Annotated in this window: 19 protein-coding genes; 8 read left to right on the plus strand and 11 right to left on the minus strand. The window is 47.3% G+C overall.

Going from position 1 to position 21,578, the window contains the following annotated elements; genetic code table 11:
• Positions 1–55: 55 nt before the first annotated feature.
• From DN748_RS08075 to DN748_RS08095, 5 genes are all read right to left on the minus strand, one after another.
• On the minus strand, positions 56–1,099 hold the full coding sequence (locus DN748_RS08075; protein ID WP_112371279.1) for a VWA domain-containing protein: 1,044 nt from the start codon (positions 1,097–1,099) through the stop codon (positions 56–58).
• Between the two features lie 65 nt (positions 1,100–1,164).
• Entirely contained in the window at positions 1,165–2,166 is a 1,002-nt protein-coding gene (locus DN748_RS08080; RefSeq protein ID WP_112371280.1) for a vWA domain-containing protein, read from the minus strand.
• Position 2,167: 1 nt separating this feature from the next.
• On the minus strand, positions 2,168–3,835 hold the full coding sequence (locus DN748_RS08085) for a hypothetical protein (protein WP_236636817.1): 1,668 nt from the start codon (positions 3,833–3,835) through the stop codon (positions 2,168–2,170).
• Between the two features lie 34 nt (positions 3,836–3,869).
• Positions 3,870–4,736: a DUF58 domain-containing protein gene (locus DN748_RS08090; protein ID WP_112371281.1), complete on the minus strand. Its 867-nt coding sequence runs from the start codon at positions 4,734–4,736 to the stop codon at positions 3,870–3,872.
• A 95-nt stretch (positions 4,737–4,831) separates the two neighbouring features.
• Entirely contained in the window at positions 4,832–5,833 is a 1,002-nt protein-coding gene (locus tag DN748_RS08095) for an AAA family ATPase (RefSeq protein ID WP_112371282.1), read from the minus strand.
• Positions 5,834–6,079: 246 nt separating this feature from the next.
• Here DN748_RS08095 and DN748_RS08100 point away from each other — a divergent pair, with 246 nt between their 5' ends.
• The 3 genes from DN748_RS08100 to DN748_RS08110 all read left to right on the plus strand — a co-directional run bounded on the left by DN748_RS08100 (position 6,080) and on the right by DN748_RS08110 (position 8,888).
• Positions 6,080–6,856, plus strand: coding sequence for an SDR family NAD(P)-dependent oxidoreductase (locus DN748_RS08100; protein ID WP_112371283.1), 777 nt, complete (start codon positions 6,080–6,082; stop codon positions 6,854–6,856).
• A gap of 68 nt (positions 6,857–6,924) precedes the next feature.
• The gene (locus tag DN748_RS08105) at positions 6,925–8,082 is read left to right on the plus strand and encodes an ATP-binding protein (protein ID WP_112371284.1); all 1,158 of its coding nucleotides are present in this window, start codon (positions 6,925–6,927) and stop codon (positions 8,080–8,082) included.
• A gap of 77 nt (positions 8,083–8,159) precedes the next feature.
• Positions 8,160–8,888, plus strand: coding sequence for a metallophosphoesterase (locus DN748_RS08110; protein ID WP_112371285.1), 729 nt, complete (start codon positions 8,160–8,162; stop codon positions 8,886–8,888).
• A 10-nt stretch (positions 8,889–8,898) separates the two neighbouring features.
• Here the strand turns inward: DN748_RS08110 and DN748_RS08115 are convergent, their stop codons facing one another.
• The 3 genes from DN748_RS08115 to DN748_RS08125 all read right to left on the minus strand — a co-directional run bounded on the left by DN748_RS08115 (position 8,899) and on the right by DN748_RS08125 (position 10,973).
• Positions 8,899–9,402 carry a YdeI/OmpD-associated family protein gene (locus tag DN748_RS08115; RefSeq protein WP_112371286.1) on the minus strand — a complete coding sequence of 168 codons (504 nt, stop codon included), beginning with the start codon at positions 9,400–9,402 and terminating at the stop codon, positions 8,899–8,901.
• A gap of 16 nt (positions 9,403–9,418) precedes the next feature.
• Positions 9,419–9,928, minus strand: a complete 510-nt coding sequence (locus tag DN748_RS08120) for an acyl-CoA thioesterase (protein ID WP_112371287.1) — start codon at positions 9,926–9,928, stop codon at positions 9,419–9,421.
• A 118-nt stretch (positions 9,929–10,046) separates the two neighbouring features.
• The gene (locus tag DN748_RS08125) at positions 10,047–10,973 is read right to left on the minus strand and encodes an HU domain-containing protein (RefSeq protein WP_112371288.1); all 927 of its coding nucleotides are present in this window, start codon (positions 10,971–10,973) and stop codon (positions 10,047–10,049) included.
• A 141-nt stretch (positions 10,974–11,114) separates the two neighbouring features.
• On the opposite strand from DN748_RS08125, the gene dprA reads away from it, so the two are divergent.
• Positions 11,115–12,251, plus strand: a complete 1,137-nt coding sequence (gene dprA, locus DN748_RS08130; protein WP_112371289.1) for a DNA-processing protein DprA — start codon at positions 11,115–11,117, stop codon at positions 12,249–12,251.
• Here the strand turns inward: dprA and trpS are convergent.
• Together trpS and DN748_RS08140 are read right to left on the minus strand one after the other, a co-directional pair.
• Positions 12,248–13,216: a tryptophan--tRNA ligase gene (trpS, locus tag DN748_RS08135; RefSeq protein WP_112371290.1), complete on the minus strand. Its 969-nt coding sequence runs from the start codon at positions 13,214–13,216 to the stop codon at positions 12,248–12,250. The two genes, dprA and trpS, sit on opposite strands and share 4 nt — an antisense overlap.
• Positions 13,217–13,517: 301 nt before the next feature.
• Entirely contained in the window at positions 13,518–13,754 is a 237-nt protein-coding gene (locus DN748_RS08140) for a GlsB/YeaQ/YmgE family stress response membrane protein (protein WP_112371428.1), read from the minus strand.
• 64 nt (positions 13,755–13,818) lie between these two features.
• On the opposite strand from DN748_RS08140, the gene DN748_RS08145 reads away from it, so the two are divergent.
• Positions 13,819–14,595: a lysophospholipid acyltransferase family protein gene (locus DN748_RS08145; protein WP_112371291.1), complete on the plus strand. Its 777-nt coding sequence runs from the start codon at positions 13,819–13,821 to the stop codon at positions 14,593–14,595.
• Positions 14,596–14,666: 71 nt separating this feature from the next.
• Here the strand turns inward: DN748_RS08145 and DN748_RS08150 are convergent, their stop codons facing one another.
• Positions 14,667–15,230 carry an RNA polymerase sigma factor gene (locus DN748_RS08150; RefSeq protein ID WP_112371292.1) on the minus strand — a complete coding sequence of 188 codons (564 nt, stop codon included), beginning with the start codon at positions 15,228–15,230 and terminating at the stop codon, positions 14,667–14,669.
• A gap of 204 nt (positions 15,231–15,434) precedes the next feature.
• Between DN748_RS08150 and DN748_RS08155 the strand changes: the two genes are divergently transcribed.
• The 3 genes from DN748_RS08155 to DN748_RS08165 all read left to right on the plus strand — a co-directional run bounded on the left by DN748_RS08155 (position 15,435) and on the right by DN748_RS08165 (position 21,562).
• Positions 15,435–16,580: a FecR family protein gene (locus tag DN748_RS08155; protein ID WP_112371293.1), complete on the plus strand. Its 1,146-nt coding sequence runs from the start codon at positions 15,435–15,437 to the stop codon at positions 16,578–16,580.
• Positions 16,581–16,710: 130 nt separating this feature from the next.
• Positions 16,711–20,136 (plus strand): TonB-dependent receptor, encoded by a 3,426-nt coding sequence (locus DN748_RS08160; protein ID WP_112371294.1) that lies wholly within the window; start codon positions 16,711–16,713, stop codon positions 20,134–20,136.
• Between the two features lie 10 nt (positions 20,137–20,146).
• A complete protein-coding gene (locus DN748_RS08165; protein ID WP_112371295.1) occupies positions 20,147–21,562 on the plus strand; it encodes a RagB/SusD family nutrient uptake outer membrane protein in 1,416 nt (471 codons plus the stop codon).
• Positions 21,563–21,578: the final 16 nt, after the last annotated feature.

A 21,578-nucleotide genomic window follows, 5' to 3' on the forward strand; every position in this document is an offset into this window, starting at 1 on the left:
ATGCTTTTAAAACTTAAAACCCTGAACTCATTCTGTTCCGATCGCCATGCGGCGGTTATCCTTCATTCTTTTCGTTAAAAAGGTTAAGCTTCCTCAACCAGGAAGTCTTCCGTTCCAGGAAAAGGAGGTCTAAAATTAAAAATAATAAAGCGGCACCCAAAAACCACTGGAACTGGCTTTTATAGTCGGCAAACTGCTTTGTTTCATATTCCTTCTTATCCATATTTCCGAGATAGTCCTTCATGAAGTCCACCACCCCGGCAGTATTGTTGCCGTTCATATAGGCCCCGTTACTGTTATCTGCGATTTTTTCCAGGGTCTCCTCATTCATGTGAGTGATGACTACTTCGCCCTGTCTGTCTTTCTTATAGGTCTCCGTAATGCCGTTCCTCTTTATCGGTATGGGGCCTCCCTTTGCTGTTCCCACACCTATGGTCACCACGCGTATTCCCTTTTGCTTCAGTTCCTCCAGCGGGGCGTCGATACTGCTTTCGTGGTCTTCCCCGTCCGAAACGATTACCAGTATCTTGTTGGTCTGTTCTTGGTCGTTAAAGTACCCTGCCGCCATATTCATGGCTTCGCCTATTGCCGTGCCCTGGGAAGACAGCATATCGGTATTCATGCCCTGCAGGAACATCTTGGCCGCAGCGTAGTCGGTAGTGATGGGGAGTTGCGGAAAGGCATCCCCGGCATAGGCGATAATCCCTATGCGGTCTCCGGCAAGCTGGTCGATAACGGCGGAAATGAGGCGTTTCGATTTTTCAAGACGGTTCGGGGTAATGTCTTCCGCCAGCATGCTTTTTGAAACGTCGACGGCAAATACGATATCCACACCTTCCCTTTTTACCGTTTCGAGTTTACTCCCGATCTTCGGGTTTACCAGCGCAAAGGTCAGTGCGGCAAAAGCCAGCAGCAACATCAACAGCTTGAGCAGGGGCTTGAACGACGACGTTTCGGGGCTGAGCTTTTTGAGGAGGACTGCATCTGCAAACTGTCGTTGTGCCCTTTTTTTCCATACCTGAAGGAGAACAAAGAGCAATACCACCACAGGGATGATGGCCAGCAGGTAAAAATATGTCTTTTCTTCCAGTACGTACATTTCTGTCAATGATTTTAGGCGTTACACTTTACAGCGTGCCCGCTTCGGTGTAATGCGGATACAAATTACACAAAACTCCTGAATACCGTATAACGCAATAATAATTCCAGGAACAATAATGCCCCGGCCAGTATGACCAGCGGGCGGAACTTTTCGTCGTAATTGTAATATTTGAATTCTTCTATTTCCGTGGTTTCGAGCTGATTGATCTCCTCGTAGATCTCTTCGAGTTTCTTGTTGTCGGTGGCCCGGAAATACCTGCCCCCGGTTTCCCTGGCGATATCCTGGAGCAATTTTTCGTCTATTTCAACTTTCTGCATACCATAGCGAAAGGAACCGTCGGGGTTATACGCTATGGGGGTCATGGCCATACCGTTGGTCCCCAGTCCTATGGTATAGGTCTTTATACCGTACTCCTTGGCCAGTTCGGTAGCGGTAAGGGGCTCTATAACCCCGGTATTGTTTACCCCGTCGGTGAGCAGTATGATCACCTTGCTTTCGGCCTTGCTGTCCTTGAGGCGGTTAACGGCTGTAGCCAGCCCCATGCCGATGGCAGTCCCGTCACGGAGGGTTTCGAAATCAAGGCTTTTCAGGGTGTTCAGCACCAGTGGCTTATCGCTTGTTACGGGAATGGGGGTATAGCTTTCCCCGGCATAGGCTACCAGCCCGATACGATCGTTAGGGCGGTTTTTGATAAATTCGGCAACGACCTCCTTGAGTGCCGTAAGGCGGTTTGGCTTCAGGTCTTTGGCCAGCATGCTCGAAGAAAAATCAAGGGCCATAACAATATCGATACCCCGTGTCATACTGGTTCTGGAGGTGACATCCAGGGTCTGCGGCCTTGCCATGGCGGTAATCAGCAGGGCAATGGCCAGCAGGCGGAATACGAACAGTACGGGTTTGAGTTTCGGCAATAAAGAAGCGTGGGTTTTAAAGCCCTGTGTCGTTGAGATTTTAAGGGGAGCAGCGGCCTTTTTGCGCTTCAGTATATACCATATGATAGCCAGAGGAAGCAGCAAAAGCAACCAGAAACACTGCGGATTTGCAAATTGAATATTCTCCAGCATCTTATTGGTTTTTAAAATCTATGGAATTGATGATCCTTTCCTCGATCTCAGGAGCATACCTGTCGTCCCTGTGGTACACTATGGTAACCTGTTCAAAAGCTCCTTTTTCGTTAAAATTGAGGATCACATAATTGGCCTTTACCGTTTTTTCGCTTCCCGGAACGGCAATAATGTCCATACTTCCGAAGACCTTGATCCCCTTGGCCCCCGAAGGGGTGGTAAATTCTTCCTGCTTTACGAGCATGTTTTTGGCTCCCTGCTGTTCTATGGTGGCTACGGCTCCTTTTATGGCGTCTTCTACCTTAAACTCTACCCCCTGCCTGAAAGTGGTTACACTTGCCGAGATGTGGAAACTGCCCATCAGGCTGCCGTAGGTAAAGGTCTGATTGGCACTTACCGCTTCTTTCATGGCATCGGGAATATCGACTTTCGTTCGCCGGAGTACTCTCGGTGTTTCCATGACTATGGCCGGATAGCCGTATTCGCTGCTCACCCATTCTCCGTGTAGCAATTCCCGGGTAGGATGCCCGAAAACCGTATCTTTTACCTGGTGATATCCGAAATATACGGTAGCGGCCCCTGCCAGGAGTACGACGATACAGCCCGCTGCTATGGCCAGGGTAATACGTCTTTTTTTGCGGCGTTTGCGCTCCAGTTCAGCCCTGTAGGCTTCCTGCTGCAACAGTTCTTCCTCGGTAGGTTCGGGGATGGCTTCCCGGGTACGTACCACCACATGCTCTATAATTTTCCTGTCCTCTTCCGCAACCCGGGTATCCGGCCTGGAACGCGCAAATTTTACCAGGTCGGCCTTCTGAAGAACAGCCTTGAAATTGTCGATCGTGCTTTTTTCCAGTTTCAGCTTCCCTGCCTCCTGCAGCATTTCGAGTTTGGCCACCAGTTCCTCAGTGGTGCTCTCCATGGCGGAAATGTGAATTTCCTCTTCGAGATATTCCCTGACGATATGGGTGAGCTCGGAATAGTATTCCTTGTATTGCGACTGTATGAGATAGCGCGATTCTTCCAGCTTTTTCAGACCGAGCAGGGCGCGGTCGAACGGAGGCAGCAGGGCTTCTTTCTCCTCCTCGGTAAGGGGTTTTTTACGGATAAAGAACCAGTAGACCGCTGCTGCAATGACCAGGGCTCCCAGCAATCCCCACAGCAGGAAACGGATCCACCCGGAATAGCTTCCCGAAACTTCCTGCACGGGTTTGATGTCGTACATTTTTTGCGCAGTGGTATCTACGGCGATGTCATTTACGGTGACCCGGAGTGAATCGGTATAAAACTCCCTGTTGTTGATGACCACCTTTTGCCGGGGTACGGTGTAATGACCGGAATCGAATTGGGTCAGGGCGTATTTGCGAATGAGATCGAACCGGTCTTCGGTGCGAAAGGTATCTATATCGGTAGCTTCCACCATTTCGAGGGGGGTGAAGGTCTGTCCTTCGGGAAATACGACCAGTGCGGTGGTATCTGTCTTTACCCTTATTTCAAAATGCAGTTGTTCGCCGATCTTTATTTGGGTGGTATCGATCACCGAAGATACTTCAGGCGAGGTCTGGGCCTTTATCACAGCGGGAAACAGGAAGAGTAGGAAAGCAAAAGATAAGCCTGCCGCTACAGCGAAAACGCTGTGTCTTTTTTCCGTGTCCCCCGAATTTCTGTTCATAATTTTCAATCTCATTACAGACCTGACGGTCGTTTTATGCTCGTCGTTTAAAATATCCTAACAGTTTCCTGACATAACTTTCATCCACGCGGTTGTGCAGTACACCGGCCCCGCTCCTGGTAAAGGAGTTGTGAAAGTAGTCTACGCGTTCCTTGTAATAGGCCGTATACCCGTTACGCACTTTTTTCGATGCGGTATTTACAGTGACCAGCGCTCCGGTTTCTTCGTCTTCGGCGGTAATCATGCCCAGGTTGGGAAGGGCTTCTTCGTGCCTGTCGTAGACCCTGATCCCGGTGATATCGTGTTTTTTTCCGGCGATCCGGAGCGTGTGGTTGTAATCATCGTCCATAAAATCGGAAAGGATGAATACGATGGCCTTTTTTTTCATTATGTTGGAAAGGAACTTCAGGGCCTCGTTGATATCTGTTTTTTTACGCTCCGACCGGAATTCCAGGAGTTCCCTTATAATGCGCAATACATGCGATCTTCCTTTCTTCGGCGGGATATAGAGCTCTATCTGGTCTGAAAAAAGGATAAGGCCTATCTTGTCATTGTTCTGGGTAGCGGAAAATGCCAGGGTGGCTGCAATTTCCGTGATCACTTCATTCTTGAACTGCGAAGTGGTGCCGAAAAACTGGCTTCCGCTTATATCGGCCATGAGCATCATGGTAAGCTCCCGCTCCTCTTCAAAAACCTTGACAAAAGGTTCGTTGTACCGGGCTGTGACATTCCAGTCTATATTCCTCACATCATCGCCGAACTGGTATTGCCTTACTTCGCTGAAAGTCATACCCCTCCCCTTGAAGGTGGAATGGTATTCCCCTCCAAAGATATGGTCCGACAACCGCCGTGTCTTGATCTCTATTTTCCTTACTTTTTTAAGTAATTCCTTGGTGTCCATACGCTCCGGAAAGAGAGGTTTGCAGTTTCCTGCCCCCGGGAGGGCAATGCATCCTTTTTAATTTTTCGATCTTGATGCCGTGGGTTCAGCGGAGATCAGGGAACTTCCACTTCATTGACGATCTTGTTGATGATATCTACCGAAGTAATGTTTTCCGCCTCTGCTTCATAGGTGATCCCGATCCTGTGGCGCAGTACGTCGTAGACCATGGCCCTTACGTCTTCGGGAACCACGTACCCGCGGCGTTTGATAAAGGCGTAGCATTTGGCGGCAGTGGCCAGGTTTATACTTCCCCGGGGCGAGGCGCCGAAACTTATAAGAGGTTTCAGGTCAGACAATTTGTATTTTTCGGGATAGCGGGTGGCAAAGATGAGATCGAGGATGTACTTCTCTATTTTTTCATCCATATATACTTCGCTTACCGATTGCTGGGCACTTAATATCTGCTCCAGCGATACTACCGGATTTACCTTTTCAAAGCTTCCTTTCAGGTTGGCCCGGATAATGAGCTGTTCTTCGTCCAGCTTGGGATAATCGATAACGGTTTTCAGCATAAACCGGTCTACCTGTGCTTCGGGCAGGGGATAGGTTCCTTCCTGTTCTACGGGGTTCTGTGTGGCCATCACCAGGAATGGCTTATCCAGTCTGAAAGTCTTGTCGCCTATGGTTACCTGCTTTTCCTGCATGGCCTCCAAGAGTGCCGATTGTACCTTCGCAGGCGCCCTGTTGATCTCGTCTGCGAGCACGAAATTCGCAAAAATGGGCCCTTTCTTGATGGAAAAATCATTCTCCTTGATATTGTAGATCATGGTCCCTACTACGTCGGCAGGAAGCAGGTCGGGAGTAAACTGTATCCGGCTGAATGTTCCGTGTACTGCTTGCGACAGCGTGTTTATTGCCAGGGTCTTGGCGAGTCCGGGAACCCCTTCGAGAAGGATGTGCCCCCGACCCAGAAGCCCGATCAGAAGGCGTTCCACCATGTGTTTCTGCCCTACGATAACCTTGTTCATTTCCAGGGTGAGTAAATCGACAAAAGCACTCTCCCGCTGGATTTTTTCATTAATTAAGCCAATATCTGAAGTCTTGTTATCTTCCATCGATTATATGTTTTGCGCCGTGAATATACTAAACCTGACTGTTACGATGCAAATTGAAAAATTAATTTCAAACAGGGTAGTTAATTAATAGTTAAAAAATAGCGCCCGAAGGAAGTAATAACGAACTGTTTATAAAATTTTAGTACAAATTAACGAATATGTGTATTTCGGGCAGGAAAGGGTGGCTTCAAAATAAAATATTACTTTTATGCTGCAAAGGGATGTTGTTACCTTAAAATTAAAGCTATGCATAAAGAAAAGGGAGTGGATAAGGATCTCACCGCATTTATCACGGGGGCAACCAGTGGTATAGGAAGGGCTACGGCCCAGGTATTTGCCCGGCAGGGAATACGCCTGGTGCTTTGCGGGCGGAGGCAGGAACGCCTGGAAAACCTGAAGCTGGAATTGTCGGGATTTACCGATGTACACGTTCTGCAATTTGATGTGAGCAACAGGGACGATGTTTTTGAGGCGGTCAACAGTTTGCCGGAGCGCTTCTCGGAGATCGGGATCCTCATCAATAATGCGGGTAATGCACATGGGCTTGACCCTATACAGGAAGGAGATGTCGATGACTGGGATGCCATGATAGACAGTAATGTAAAAGGGTTGTTGTATGTGTCCAGGGCCATCCTTCCGCAGATGGTGCGCAGAAAGCGCGGGCATGTTATCCATGTGGGGTCTATAGCTGCCAAGGAGGTATATGCCAACGGGGGAGTGTACTGTGCCAGCAAGCACGCCGTAGACGCGATCAGTAAGGGGATGCGTATCGACCTGAATGCCTATGGCATCAGGGTGGGAGCCATTCACCCGGGGATGGTGGAGACGGAATTCAGCAGGGTGCGCTTCAAGGGCGATACGGAACGGGCAGATGCCGTGTACAGCGGTATAGAGGCCCTTACTGCCGAAGATGTTGCCGAGATCATATACTTCATGGTCTCCAGGCCGCCCCATGTGAATATTGCCGATCTGCTGGTGCTCCCCCTGGCCCAGGCTTCCGCCTCGGTAACACACCGGGAATAAACCGGACTTTCATCCTGTTTTACAAAGCTGTAGATAAGAAATTCGCAGCAGTTTAGCTCTGCACTGTCATGATCAATAAACGCCTTTTAGTAAAAAATCTTCTCGCTCATAATGATGAAAACAGTTTTTATGACAAAAAACGGTTTGTCAATATCGGGGAAAAGGAGGGGAAGGCCAAGTTCCTGAAGCACGTCTGTGCGCTGGCCAATTCGAACCCTGTAAACAATTCCTTTATTGTAGTAGGTGTGGAAGATGAAGATAACGAGATCGTGGGGACTGATTTTTTTGACGACAGCAAGATCCAGAACCTGGTCAATGCCTATCTCGATCACGCCCCTCTTATTTCGTACGAAAACGTTCCGTTTCCGCATCTTCCCGAAGGAAAAGTGGTAGGACTGGTAACGATAAGGTCTACGGGTAAGCTGTGCTCGCTGCGGAGAAACATATGGAAGTATTACGGGGGGTCCGTGTTTTTCAGGGAGGGCAGTATGAGCATGCCCAGGGTTTTTGATACCGAACTGAGGGACACCAATTCGGCTGTGGTAGCCGAAATAGAACTTCATGCACAAAATAATATCGAGCTCACCCTGAACGGGGTTATTGACTTTTTGTACCACAGGCACAGAGACCTGGAAGGGCATTACAAGGTGTTTAAGGAGCAGTTTGTAGTATGCTGGGCCGGGATCGTCAAGAAAGTGAACGGAAACAGGAACGGAGGGGAGGAAAAAACGTATTATTCGCGGGTGGATATCGAGTTGATCAACGAACAGGTCAGGTTGTTCTATTCGGCACTCGACGAGGTGGAGATCAGGGTGAACGAACATGTGTTCTCTACTACTGAATTCATACAGCTGGGGCTGAATGACCACCAGAAATACTACCCCCTGGAAACCGTGACCATCACCTTTAATGACAACGGATCATACAAGATAGACAGCACCCTGATCTTTGACCCGCCCGAATACGACCGGAAGGTGCTGTACCATGTGTACAATACCAATAATGTGCTGTTGCAGAAGCTGAAAAAGGGGGTGCCGTTGACGGTGAGGGAACAGAAGGATATGGAAAACCTCCCGGCAACCTATCTCATCTGTGCGCTGAACGGTTTTGACGATGCGCGGGAGAAGCTGGAGCAATACAGGGAAGTGGTAAAAGCTTATGACCGCAAGGTGTACGCGTCGCTGAAGGAATCGCTGAGAGTGCTCAGAAAAGTGAAGTATAATTAAGGGCCGGTCTTGCAGCGGTGGAATGTTTCCCGTAGCCGGAGCACCCTGACTAAAAAAAGAACTATATATTTACTGGTGTGGAGAAAACTTTTGTAGTCGGAGATATACACGGAGGGTACAGGGCTCTTGAACAGGTTTTGAATGCTGTGGAGCGGAAACCGGAGGATACTTTTATTTTTCTCGGAGACTATGCAGACGGGTGGAGTGAGACACCGCAGGTGCTGGATTTCCTGATGGAGTTTCGCGAAAGACAGTCCTGTGTATTTGTCCGGGGAAATCACGATACCCTGTGCAGGGACTGGCTTGTGAAGGGATCGAGCAATGACCTGTGGCTTTTTCACGGCGGAGAGGCTACGGTAGAGGCATATCGCGGAATAGGGGAGGAGACCCGCAAAGCACACGGAGATTTCCTGGAACAGCTTACCGATTATTATATCGATGAAAAGAACAGGTTGTTCCTGCATGCCGGCTTTACCCATACACGGGGGGTGGAACACGAGTATTTTCCGGAGATGTTTTACTGGGACCGCAGCCTGTGGGAAACGGCCCTTGCCCTCGATACTTCGATCCCGGAGGAATCGTACAGGTACCCGGCACGCCTTTCGCACTACGCAGAAATTTTTATCGGGCATACTCCCGTTACCCGTATAGGAGAGAAAACTCCGGTAAATGCCGGAAATGTGTGGAATGTAGATACCGGGGCCGCATTTAAAGGGCCGCTTACCGTAATGGATGCGGGAACCAAGGAGTTCTGGCAGAGTGCCCCTGTCTGGACCTTATACCCTGATGAAGAGGGTCGTAATTAAAGACAGTTTCTCAGATCTTTCGCTCCCTGAACTGTTGTTGCAACAGCTTGTAATCCACTTTTCCCGAAGTCATTTTCAGGTGGTCGAGGATAATGACGGAACGCTGTATTTTCAGGGCTTCATTTTTTATTTTGCCTATCATCTGGATCAGCGTTCTTTTCTTGCCCGGGGGCAGGGCTTCGAAAAACCCGGCCCCTTCCGGGTCACTGTCCAGTACGGCCTGAAGGGCTTCATCCATGGGAGTGCCGTAATCAGAGAGGTCTTCCTCCGTTTCAACGTATATGGCGTCGCCGGTTTTGAGCCCGAGCTGTGCCATTTCCTTTTTGCTCAGGAGTATGAAGAACGAACCGTCTCCCGACGGCATCAGGGAGGTGTGTTTCTTTACCTGCCCGTCAAAACGGCAAATCACTCTCCTGCTTCGGGATAGCTGCTTTGCGGCTTCGTCCGGTACGGGGATAATATACGTCCATATCGGAGAGTCCATCTTTGCAATATGAGAAGAGAAAGAGATCATTTCATGTGATACTCATTTAGGTAAAAAGTGCCTTGAGCTCTGTGGCCTCATCGGGTTTCATCTTTCCCGCGAGCACGAGACTCAGCTGTTTTCTCCTTAAAGCAGCTTCGAAACGCAACTTTTCGAGCTTCGTTTCGGGAGCCAGGGCAGGAACTTCAACGGGTCTTCCGGTTTCGTCAACGGCCACAAAAGTATAAATAGCCTCATTGGCTTTGGTCCTGGAGCCGTTTTCACGGTCTTCTATCCACACATCTATAAATACCTCCATCGAACTTTTAAACGACCTGGAGACGGCGGCCTCTACGGTGACCACACTACCCAGGGGGACGGCCCGGTTGAAGGCTACGTGGTTTACCGAAGCGGTCACCACGATACGTCTGGAATGCCGGCGGGCGGCAATACTTGCTGCACGGTCCATCCTCGCCAGGAGCTCTCCTCCGAACAGGTTGTTCAGGGGGTTTGTCTCGCTGGGAAGGACCAGGTCGGTCATAATGGTTCTGGATGCTCCGGGAGTCTTTGCTTGCATTCGGTCTGTGGCTATAGATTTTATGCAAAGTTACTATAAAAATCAGAATAGCCTGAAAGCATCTGCGCTGTTACATTTTCTCCGACGGTGCGGTCCGGGGAAAAGAAGACATGGAATATTAGTTTTCCGATACGAGCAACCAGGCTTCCGGAGCTTCCTTCTTTATCCTGTTCAGGAAATTGATGGCTTCTCTGGCACTGGTGTAACTGTTAAAGGCTACCTGGTGAAGTCCGTGGCCGGTAGGTTCGAGGCGTTGCGGCTCGTATCCCCTGGCTCTGAGCTCCTCCATTTTCTTGTCGGCATTTTCCTCCACACGAAAGGCTCCGGCTACCACATAGTACAGCGGCTTTCTGGTGGCATTCAGTGTGATGGAAGGCAGGTTTACGGGAGTGGTGTCAAAAAAGGTGGCCTTCTGTATGCTTTGCTGTAACTGCTGCTGTGCCTGCTGCTCGGCAAGCTGTATCTGCTGCTTCTGCGATTCCATGCGTTGCGACTGGTATACGACAGCGCCTGCGGATACCGAAAGTAACAGTATGGCGGCGTATTTGAGGTATGATTTCCTTCTCGAAGGTATCCCGGTAAGGGTACGTACTTCCGCAGACGGGGAGCCGGTCCCTTCGGGTATGGGAAGCCGGGCGATTTCCCGGGCCCCGGTAGAAGCCATTCCGAAAGAGGAGGTGAGGTAATTGATGTCGGTAAACGGTTGGAACTGTATGCTGTTTTCCTTGTTCAGCCATAAAAGACCGATCTGTTTCAGGGAGAGTTTTTCCCCGTTTTCCATACGGTCTTTCCATGCGATCACTCTTTTCCGTACCTCAACAGACGCCTTTTCATACGGAATACCGAGGGAATCGGAAATATGCCTGATCAGCAGGCCGTCGTTGGAAACCAGCTGGGCATTGAATGAAATGGCCTTGGAAGGAGGGAAAAATGTATGATTGTGGATACGCGCCGACCGCAACTGGGTCAGGAATGAACCGAATTCCGGTACGGTAACGCATGAATACCTGTACAATAACTCGCCGATGTAGTGTTCTAACTGCATAAAACAAAGATGGTGATTTTTTTGGTGTGAGAAAAGAAGGGAGGCGGGAAAATTATCAACAGAAAGTAAAAACTTTTTATTTTGAAAGAATAATCTTATATTTGCTTCGTAATCGAGATTTAAACCTGACGGCAGTATGTTATGAAAACCATACCCGATCTGCTTTACGTGCTCGCCCTGCAACACGCCAGGGGAGTAGGAGATATCATGGCCAAAAAGCTTATTGCCCGTTGCGGTAGTGCAAGGGCTGTCTTTGAAGAACGTCCCGACAGGCTTCTGGGGATCAACGGAGTGGGGAGGCGTGTCCTGGAAAATATCCGTAAGAAGGAAAACCTGGAAGCGGCGGAAAAGGAGTTGCGGTTCCTGGAAGATCACGATATCGGCTGCAGTTATTTTGAACAGGATCATTATCCCGAACGGCTCAGGTATTGTGCAGACGGGCCTATACTCCTGTTCCGCTCGGGGAGCGCCGACCTGAACAGCAGGAAGGTGATCAGTATAGTAGGCACGCGCAATATTACCTCTTACGGGAAGCGGTTTTGTGAAAAGCTGGTAAGCGACCTCGCTTCCTTTGACCCTCTTGTCGTAAGCGGTTTTGCCTATGGTGTGGATATTACGGCACATAAAGCGGCCCTTGCCTGCGGCTTGCAGACCGTAGGCTGCCTGGCACATGGGTTAAACCAGATATATCCGCGGGCACATAAGCCCTACGTATCCGGGGTAGAGGCACGCGGCGGGTTTGTGACCGATTTCTGGAGCAGCAGTATGCCGGAACGGGAAAATTTCCTGAAGCGCAACCGCATCATCGCCGGCCTGTCGGAAGCTACGGTAGTCGTGGAATCGGCAGCTAAGGGAGGGGCGCTCGTCACCGCGGGGATCGCCCACTCCTACCATCGGGAGGTCTTTGCCGTACCGGGCCGTACCGAAGACCGCTACAGCGAGGGATGTAACAACCTGATACGTTCGCACAAGGCGCATATACTTACTTCGGCCGAAGATCTTGTATACCTCTTAGGATGGCACCGGGAGCTGTTGCTGGCACGGCAGGAAGCTTCTTTGAAAAACAGCGGGCAGGCCTCTCTTTTTCCGCAACTCGATGCCACGGAGCAGAAGGTATATGCCTTTTTGTCGGAACACGGCAGGGAAATGCTGGACATTATTGCGCTTCGCTGCGAAATTCCCGTGTACCGCCTGTCTCCGGTATTGCTCGCCATGGAGATGAAAGGCGTGGTAAGGCCGTTGCCGGGAAAGCTTTTCGAGGCGGTTTTTTCTGCCTAATATCCTATCTTATCCCGTACCCTCTGCAGTACTTCCCCTGCTACTTTCCGCGCTTTTCCGGCGCCTATGGCCAGGGCTTCGTCTACTTCACCGGGATGTTCCGCATAATAGTGGAAACGTTCGCGTTCCGCAGCAAACTTTTCCGTGATAAGCTCGTAGAGGGCCTGCTTGGCATGGCCGTAACCGTAGCCTCCGCCAAGGTAATTCTGTCTCATGGTGCTCACCTGGGCTTCACTGCCCAGTATGCTATACAGCGCAAATACATTACAGGTATCGGGGTTTTTCGGGGCTTCCATCGGGGTGCTGTCGGTCTCTATGCTCATGATGCGTTTGCGAAGCTGTTTGTCCGGCAGGAAAAGGTTGATGGTATTGCCCCTGGACTTGCTCATTTTCCCACCGTCGGTACCGGGAATGTATTGGGTATTCTCCTGTACCTTTCCTTCGGGGATCACAAAAGTCTCCCCCATTTTACGGTGAAACCTCTGGGCCACGTCCCGGGTTATTTCCAGGTGCTGCATCTGGTCTTTGCCCACGGGAACGATCTCCGCGTCATACAGCAGTATGTCTGCCGCCATAAGCATGGGATAGCTGAACAGGCCGGCATTGACATCTTCCAGCCGGTCGGCCTTATCCTTGAACGAATGCGCAAGGGTAAGCCTCTGGAAGGGAAAAAAGCAACTCAGGTACCAGGCGAGTTCGGCGGTTTGGGGCACATCGCTCTGGCGGTAAAAAACCACTTTTTCGATATCGAGCCCGAAAGCCAGCCAGGTGGCAGCTACGTTTCGGGTGTTCTGCCGCAATTCGTTTCCGTCCTTTATCTGCGTGAGGGAATGCATGTCGGCAATAAAAAGAAAGGAATCGTTGCCGGGTTGTTCCGACATTTGTATGGCCGGCAGTATGGCCCCTAAAATGTTTCCGAGATGAGGTGTTCCCGTGCTTTGTATACCTGTGAGTATTCTTGACATTTAGTTTATTAGTTTGTAGTTCTTAGTTGTTAGTTTGGTTCATAACTCTGAACTGGTTATAGTTGTCATTCCCGGGCATCGGGGGAGGTCGGGACAGGCACTACGGTCCGGATGACACAACTCCCGACCATTTCCGTAAAGCAGGATTGTTATTTTTGCAAAATAAAGGCAAAATAAAAACATTTGCCGCAGATAGGGAAGATAAATTTCGGAAGGGGGGTAAGCAGGGCCTGTAAAAAACCGCTTTTGCGAAACGTAAAAGCGGTAGGTGATTTGAGATGATAATTTTTAAACGGGGAAGCTATCTTTTAAATAGTCCGACAATAAAGAGCACGACAATGGCACCGATAACCCCGGTGATGAGGTCTCCTATTATGCCGGAGCCTATGCTTACTCCCAGGGCCCCGAACAGCCAATGGCCTACAACGCTGCCAAGGATGCCCAGAAGAATGTTAAAGAGGATTCCGAATCCCCCTCCTTTCATGATAGTTCCGGCGAGCCACCCGGCGATGGCTCCGATAATTATTGCGTATAACATAACGGATTGTTTAAAAGTTTTCATCTAAATATATGAATTTTTTTTAAAAGATTAACTTTGGCACATGATGAAATTACTGAAATACCCCTTTATAATTCTCTGGCGGATCTGGTTTTATGTACTTATGTTTTGCACGATTATCGTGTTGTCGCCCGTGTTTCTTGTGCTCACCTCGTCAGACAGGTATTATCACCAGCTTTTCTGGGTGGTGCGCAATATATGGGCCAATGCCATTCTCTATGGTATGGGGTTTATCCCGGACATCAAAAGAGACCAGCAGATGGAAAAGGGAAAGAGTTATGTGCTGATCGCCAACCATACCAGTATGACCGATATCATGCTGATGCTGAGGGCCTCTCCCAACGCGTTTGTGTTTGTGGGAAAGCAGGAACTGGCGAAGATCCCGATCTTTGGTTTCTTCTATAAACGGGCGTGTATCCTGGTAGACCGGAATAATGTAAAAAGCCGTACGGCTGTTTATGAAAGGGCAAAAAAAAGACTGGACAACGGATTGAGTATCTGTATTTTTCCCGAAGGGGGGGTCCCCGATGAAAAGATCCGCCTGGACGAGTTCAAGGACGGGGCGTTCAGGCTGGCCATTGCCTACCAGATCCCCATAGTGCCGATGACCTTTGCCGATAACAAGAAACGCTTTTCCTATACTTTCCTCAGCGGTAGCCCGGGGGTGATGAGGGCAAGGGTACATCCTTTTATAGAGACCAGGGGCCTTACCACAGACGACCGCGCCGCCCTGAAGGCACAGTCCAGGGCGGTTATTTACCGGCAGTTGCGCGATTATGGCAAGGATGGAAAGCCTACGGAAAACCGAAAAACCTGGTAATATACTCCCAGGTCATCACCGGTCGGGAAAATGGCAAATTCCCGCTGCCATATTGATCAGTGAAGAGACCCTCAAAATCGAATTTGGAGCACAAAAAGCAGAAACTCGTCATCTTCAAACCCTTCCCGAATTTTCAGGAGGGCTATCCGTATCTGGGTTTCTACCGTCCTGACAGAGATATCCATTCGCTGGGCTATTTCCTTTTGCTTTAGCCCTTCCAGTTTATTCATTTGCAGTATACGCCTGCATTTCGGGGGCAGGTGTTCCACCAGCTCTTTCAGCCGCTGCATCCGTTGTTCTATAAGGTCTTCATCATCCTTGATCCGCTCCTGTAGGGCACGTTGCTTTAACTCGTCAAAAAAAGTGTCCCGGCGTTTTAGCTGCCGCTGTTCATCGATATAAATATTGTGGGCTATCATATATAAATACCCCTTGGGCGACCGCTCCGTATCCAGTTTATGGCGCTGTGTCCACAAGGTCAGGAAAGCCTGTTGCGCAATGTCTTCAGACTGTTCCTGGTGGTGCGTAAAACTGGTCACATAAGCCAGCAACCGCTGGTAGTAACGTTTAAAAAACTGCTGAAATGCAGGCTCATCGCCCCGGTGTATGGCTTTGGCCAGTGCTATATCATCCATAAGTTTCAGAGTATACCCGTGTAATTCCCTCGTAAAGATTAAAAAAAAATTAAATTGTCGTTACGGGATTTTTGTTTTTTTACCGTATAGGGGGTAGATTAAGTTAATAAGTTATTGAGTTACTGAGTTATTTGGGCAACCTGCCCTTCGGCTCCACTCAGGGAACTGTAACCTGTAACCAAAAACCTGCAACTCAACAAGCCCATGAAAAACCTGATCGCAAAATTTATAACCAACACCATTGTCGACGAGGAGCTGAAAACACTCCGGGAGTGGTTGGCGGACCCAAAGCATCAAAAAACCTTTGAAGCCTACGTCCGCGACTATCATGACCTTAACCTGGCCATGACCCCTGTAGACCTTCAAAAGGCCTACGGCAAACTGCGAAATATGATGGACCAGGAAAAACATAAAGCCAGGCCGGTTAAAAAACTCTGGGCACCGTTGGTAAAATATGCCGCTGCCGCTCTGGTATTGCTGAGCCTTGGTTATTTGTATGAACAGGGACATTTTAGCTCACAGCAGGAGGATATTCTGATCCCTGGGAACGAAGCCGTGACACTACAGTTGGATAACGGTGATATCGAGGTCATAGACCCTGAAAGCTCCGGGAATGTAACCGATACTCATGGCCGTATTATTGGAAAGCAGGATAAAAACAAGATCACTTACGACAAAGCAGCTAACAGCACGGAGGCCTACAATACCCTGAAAGTACCGTACGGCAAACGTTTTGATGTGGTGTTGTCCGACGGTACCACGGTATATTTAAATGCGGGAACCTCTCTAAAATACCCGGTTCAGTTCCCTGAAAAGGGCAACCGGCAGGTCTATATCACCGGGGAAGCCTTTTTTGACGTGGCCAAAGACCCCCAACATCCCTTTGTCGTCAATGCAGACGCCTTACATGTACAGGTATTAGGCACCCGGTTTAACGTGGCGGCCTACCCGGAAGACCCGGCTATCGATGTAGTACTGGTAGAAGGCTCCGTAAGCATGTACTCCCGGGAATACAGTACTGAATCACAAAAAAAGATCCTGTTAAAACCCGGGTATATAGGGGTGTATAAGCCTGCTGAAAATAGCCTTACCACCAAGGAAGTGGTTACCGGGGTGTATACGTCCTGGCTGGATGGCGAGCTTGTATTCCGGAACATGCCGCTTAAAAATATCCTGAAAAGACTGGAAAGACATTATAATATTACCATTACAAATCACAATGCTGCACTCGCTGACAAAGAGTTCAACGCCAGCTTTGGCAGCGAACCTGTTGAAAAAGTACTGGAGTATTTTAAGATATCCTACGGCATAGATTTTAAGATAGAAGACAACAAGGTGATTATCAAATAAAAAACAACCGAGCCTATGAAACACAGCTAACCAGAACACACGTCTCAAAAAAAACCGGGAAATGGTGGAGCATTTCCCGGCGGATAAGATGTGATTAATCAAAGCTAACCACAAACGAATAATTAAAAGTATGAAAAAACTTCTTAATAGTACAAGAAGCCCTTATCTGTATTTAAAATTTGATCTGAAGATGAAAATCAGTGCCATATTCATGCTGGCAGCGCTGTTTACCCTGCAGGCCAATACCTCGTATTCACAGAAAAAGATTTCTCTGGATCTGAGTAATGTGTCTGTAGAACGTCTTCTGGATGAAATTGAAAATCGCACCGACTTTAAATTTGTGTATAAGACCGAAGATGTAGACCTGGCACGTACGGTATCCATCAATGTAAGAAAAGAAAAGATCACTGCGGTGCTGGATCGGGTGTTTAGTTACACTACCACCGCATATAAGATTATAGGATCGCAGATATTATTAACCTCTTCCTTAGGTGTCAAGACACCTGCAATCGGAACAAGCTTACGGGAAGGAACCCAGCAACTCCGGGTAAGCGGAACAATTACCGATCCCAATGGTATGCCCTTGCCCGGAGTTAATATTATCGTCAAAGACGCCAAAAGAGGAACCATGTCGGACCCCGACGGAAAATACGACATCCGGGTAAACCCTTCGGATGTGCTGGTGTTTTCGTATGTCGGGTTTAAGAAGCAGGAACAGGCGGTAAACGGACAGGAAGTTCTCGATGTGGTGATGGAGGAAGATGTGAGTGCCCTGGATGAGGTAGTGGTGAATGCGGGGTATTATAAAACTTCTGAAAGGAATAGAACCGGGAGTATTGCTAGGGTAACTGCTGAAGAAATACAAGATCAACCGGTAACCAGCCCATTAATGGCTTTACAAGGCCGGGTTCCCGGATTGGAGATTTCCCCCTCAAGTGGTACTCCTGGAATAGCTCCCAAGATTAGAATACGTGGAGAAAATAGTCTGAGAGTGCAAAAAGTAGGGGTTGCTTCTATACCTGGATTGGTAGGAGGGGAGGAAGGTGGCCTCCCTTTATATGTTATAGATGGTGTGCCTGTAGCATCTGGTAGGATTCTCTCGGTAGGAGGTGATAATTTCGGAGGTTATAATTTTGCTGGTGGCTATGATCCTTTGGCAGCACTTAATCCTGAAAACATTTCCAGTATAGAAGTTCTTAAAGACGCTGATGCAACAGCAATTTACGGGTCGAGAGGTGCTAATGGTGTAATATTGATTACTACAAAGCAAGGACGGGGTATGATAAGAGAATCTACGGATATCCAATTGAGTTTTTATAGAGGGATAGGCAAATATTCGGGAAGAGCAGACTTATTAAATACTGAAGAGTATTTGATGATGCGTCATGAAGGGTTGGTCAATGATGGGATTGATTTAGAAAGTGCCAGCCCGCTTATAAAAGGATTGCTTTATCCGGACTTGACCTTTTGGGATCAGAATAGCTATACGGATTGGCAAAAGGTATTAATGGGAGGTACAGCGAATATTACCGATATCCAGGGAAATCTTTCCGGTGGGAATGGCACAACTTCCTACCGAGTAGGAGGAGCTTATCATCGGGAAAGTCTTATTACACCGGGAGATTCTTATTTCAGTAGAGCCACAGGGCATATGAGTGTTAATCACATATCTAAAAATAATCGTTTTCGCGCTAATGTTTCTGTAAATTATGGTATTACCAAGCATGATGTAGCCGGGGGAAGTATGGTTTCTCAGGCCATGACACTACCACCTAATGCCCCGGAACTATACGATGAAAATGGAGAATTGAACTGGGAAATACATCCGGATTTGGATCGGGAGACCTGGACCAATCCTCTGGCGAGCACAAAGGTTAATACCACCTCTGATAATCGGAATCTAGTAGCCAATGCAAATATTAGTTATCAATTATTAAAAGGCTTAGACGCTAAAGTGAATCTGGGGTATACGGAACTAAATGGAAGAGAGATTAGAAGAACCCCACTATCCTCAATGGCTCCAAGATTGCGTTATAATTCACAAACAGGTAGTGGTAATCGCCCTAGTGCTCAATTTAACGATAATCATAGGCAAAGTGTCGTTATAGAGCCACAGTTAAATTACCAAAGACGATGGGGAAACCATAGTTTGGAAGCGCTGGTAGGGGGTACTTATCAGCAAAGCAAGGATGCAAGGAAATGGTTACAAGGTTTAGAATATACAAATGATGCGTTTTTGGGGTCATTAATAGGGGCTGGAGTGATTTATGTACTGGTAGATCAAGAAGATGAATATCGTTATGCTGGCGGATATGGGAGAATAGGTTATAGATACAAGAATCGTTATATTCTTAATGTCTCTGGTCGTAGGGATGGTTCTTCCCGCTTTGGACCTGGCAAACGTTTCGGAAATTTTGGCGCTGTTGGTGCGGCCTGGATATTCTCAGATGAACCCTGGTTAAAAGAACATTTTTCTTTGTTAAGTTTTGGTAAACTTCGAGGAAGTTATGGTAGTACAGGAAACGATCAGGTAGGGAATTACAGGTATTTGGATTTATATCAGCTAAATTCCATATCCTACCAAGACCAGCGGGGACTTCTACCTTATGCATTGTTTAACCCGGATTATAGCTGGGAAAGGACTAAGAAACTCGAAGGAGCATTAGAGTTGGGGGTATTGGACAACCGTTTATCACTTCATGTAGCATGGTACCGTAACAGATCTTCAAATCAGCTTATCTCCAGGGTTTTGCCCTATACAACCGGGTTTGACTCGGTTATAGATAATTTTTCGGAAGCGGTCATCGAGAATTTGGGTTGGGAATTCTTAATTCGCGGAGAACCTATTCGTTCTAAAAATTTCCAGTGGGATATTTCTTTTAACCTATCAGTCAATCGTAACAAACTGGTATCATTTCCCGGAATAGAAGATTCTCCTTACAATACAGTATTTAAGGTTGGAGAGTCATTATCCATACAGCGGTTATATACATGGCTAGGTGTAGATGCGGAAACCGGGGAACATCAATTTTTAGATGTCAATGAAGATGGGATCATTAATGATGATGATAGACAATTTAACAATGCTTTAGACCGTGATTTTTATGGAGGTATAAACCAAAACCTCAGATACAAAGGGTTTCAATTGTCTTTTCTTTTTCAGTTTTCAAGGCAAAATGCTCGCTATCTGAGTAATCAGATGCCTGGAAGAATGTTCAATCAACCTGAATTGGTCTTACAACGATGGCAGCAACCTGGAGATGTCACCGATATTCAACGTTTTTCTGCTAGTAGTTTAGGTTCAGATTACACATTTTTATTTCGTCAAAGTAATGCGGATATAGCCGATGCTTCTTTTATACGGTTAAAGACTTTGAACCTGTCCTATAGATTTTCAGATCATGCACTAAAGTATATAGGTGTAAAGCAGCTTCGGTTGTTTATACAAGGGCAAAACCTGTTTACTATTACAGGATATGAAGGTCCCGATCCGGAGACTGGTTATGGTGCACCTCCTATTCGGATGCTGACCAGTGGAATACAAGTAACATTTTAAGGAAGTAGCGATGAAGAAATTTAAATTAAATATAGCTATAGTGTTTTTCAGAAGAAGAAGTTTTGTGCCATTTTGTACTATAATATTCTTAATATCCGGTTGTGAATCTTTGGTAGAGGTAGATATGCCTTCGGTTTCTTTAATGGAAAAAGGGACTGTATTTTCAGATGCTTCTAATGCCGAATTGGCTGTCATTGGATTGTACAGTCAAATGCGTAATAGTTCACACCCGTTTTATGGAGACAGCGATGGTTTGTCGGATTTAGCCGGGCTCTATGCCGATGAATTATTTTATACCGGGATGGATATTGCAAGACTACAATTTCAAGAGAGCTCTTTACAGGCAGATAACAATATGGTATTAAACGTATGGAGTCAATTCTATGAAACCATTTCCTCCGCTAATATGCTTATTGAAAACCTGGAAAATGCTGAAAATATTCCGTTGGATACACGAAATCAATTGATTGGTGAGGCCCTTTTTATCCGTGCATTGAACTTTTTTAATCTGGTTAATCTTTTCGGAGAAGTCCCCTTGGTTTTAACGAGCGATTATCGGGTAAACGCCAATATCCCACGTACATCTCTTGAAGAGGTTTATGAGCAAATTGAGGAAGATTTGTTGCAGGCAAGTGAAATGATGACTTGGGGTTATCCAAATGAAGAACGTGTCAGGGCTACAGATATGACTGCTAAGGCTCTGCTTTCCAGGGTGTATTTATACCAGGAAAAATGGGAAGAAGCAGAAATTATATCTTCGGAAGTTATCAATAACACCGATTATGGTTTGGTAGCTTTGGAAAGTATTACCTTATCTAATAATAGGGAAGCTATTTTGCAATTTTCACCATCAGGACAGTCTATAACTTCTGTAACACCGGAGGGTTTGAATTATGGAGGGAATAGTTCTGTAAATGTTTTACAAGAAGATTTTGCCGAAATTTTTGAGCCAGGAGATGAACGCAAGAGCAATTGGATGAGACAAAATAATTCGCTATTACAAGTCCCCTACAAATATAAAGTTGGTGTTTCAGGTGGCACCTCCCGACTTGAATATACAACAATTTTTCGTTTGGCAGAACAATATCTCATACGTGCGGAGTCCAGAGCAGAGCAGGAAAAACTGGCTGAAGCTGTCTTAGATATAGACGTTGTACGTGGCAGGGCCGGTTTAACTCTTATATCAGAAACGAATCCGGGAATACCCCGGGAGGATTTACTGGATGCTATTATGCAGGAACGAAGGGTGGAATTTTTTTCCGAATGGGGACACAGATGGTTTGATTTAAAGCGTACCGGAAATGCTCTTCAGGTTCTTCAAGTAATAAAACCGGACTTTAATTCAAATAAGCTGTTATGGCCAATTCCACAACAGGAGATAAATAACAACCCCGCCCTCCGAGATCATCAAAATACAGGATATTAATAATTTCAAGTAATTA

The organism is Sinomicrobium soli (genome assembly GCF_003285545.1).
Classification (GTDB): domain Bacteria; phylum Bacteroidota; class Bacteroidia; order Flavobacteriales; family Flavobacteriaceae; genus Sinomicrobium.

Coding starts and splice junctions, on each gene's coding strand:
- DN748_RS08120 (WP_112371287.1), bottom strand. CDS start 9,928: ATGCAAGCAAAGACTCCCGGAGCATCCAGAACCATTATGACCGACCTG.
- DN748_RS08155 (WP_112371293.1), top strand. CDS start 15,435: ATGAAAAACCTGATCGCAAAATTTATAACCAACACCATTGTCGACGAG.
- DN748_RS08090 (WP_112371281.1), bottom strand. CDS start 4,736: ATGGACACCAAGGAATTACTTAAAAAAGTAAGGAAAATAGAGATCAAG.
- DN748_RS08080 (WP_112371280.1), bottom strand. CDS start 2,166: ATGCTGGAGAATATTCAATTTGCAAATCCGCAGTGTTTCTGGTTGCTT.
- trpS (WP_112371290.1), bottom strand. CDS start 13,216: ATGTCAAGAATACTCACAGGTATACAAAGCACGGGAACACCTCATCTC.
- DN748_RS08145 (WP_112371291.1), top strand. CDS start 13,819: ATGATGAAATTACTGAAATACCCCTTTATAATTCTCTGGCGGATCTGG.
- DN748_RS08100 (WP_112371283.1), top strand. CDS start 6,080: ATGCATAAAGAAAAGGGAGTGGATAAGGATCTCACCGCATTTATCACG.
- DN748_RS08160 (WP_112371294.1), top strand. CDS start 16,711: ATGAAAAAACTTCTTAATAGTACAAGAAGCCCTTATCTGTATTTAAAA.
- DN748_RS08085 (WP_236636817.1), bottom strand. CDS start 3,835: ATGAACAGAAATTCGGGGGACACGGAAAAAAGACACAGCGTTTTCGCT.
- dprA (WP_112371289.1), top strand. CDS start 11,115: ATGAAAACCATACCCGATCTGCTTTACGTGCTCGCCCTGCAACACGCC.
- DN748_RS08125 (WP_112371288.1), bottom strand. CDS start 10,973: ATGCAGTTAGAACACTACATCGGCGAGTTATTGTACAGGTATTCATGC.
- DN748_RS08115 (WP_112371286.1), bottom strand. CDS start 9,402: ATGATCTCTTTCTCTTCTCATATTGCAAAGATGGACTCTCCGATATGG.
- DN748_RS08075 (WP_112371279.1), bottom strand. CDS start 1,099: ATGTACGTACTGGAAGAAAAGACATATTTTTACCTGCTGGCCATCATC.
- DN748_RS08105 (WP_112371284.1), top strand. CDS start 6,925: ATGATCAATAAACGCCTTTTAGTAAAAAATCTTCTCGCTCATAATGAT.
- DN748_RS08095 (WP_112371282.1), bottom strand. CDS start 5,833: ATGGAAGATAACAAGACTTCAGATATTGGCTTAATTAATGAAAAAATC.
- DN748_RS08140 (WP_112371428.1), bottom strand. CDS start 13,754: ATGTTATACGCAATAATTATCGGAGCCATCGCCGGGTGGCTCGCCGGA.
- DN748_RS08150 (WP_112371292.1), bottom strand. CDS start 15,230: ATGGATGATATAGCACTGGCCAAAGCCATACACCGGGGCGATGAGCCT.
- DN748_RS08165 (WP_112371295.1), top strand. CDS start 20,147: ATGAAGAAATTTAAATTAAATATAGCTATAGTGTTTTTCAGAAGAAGA.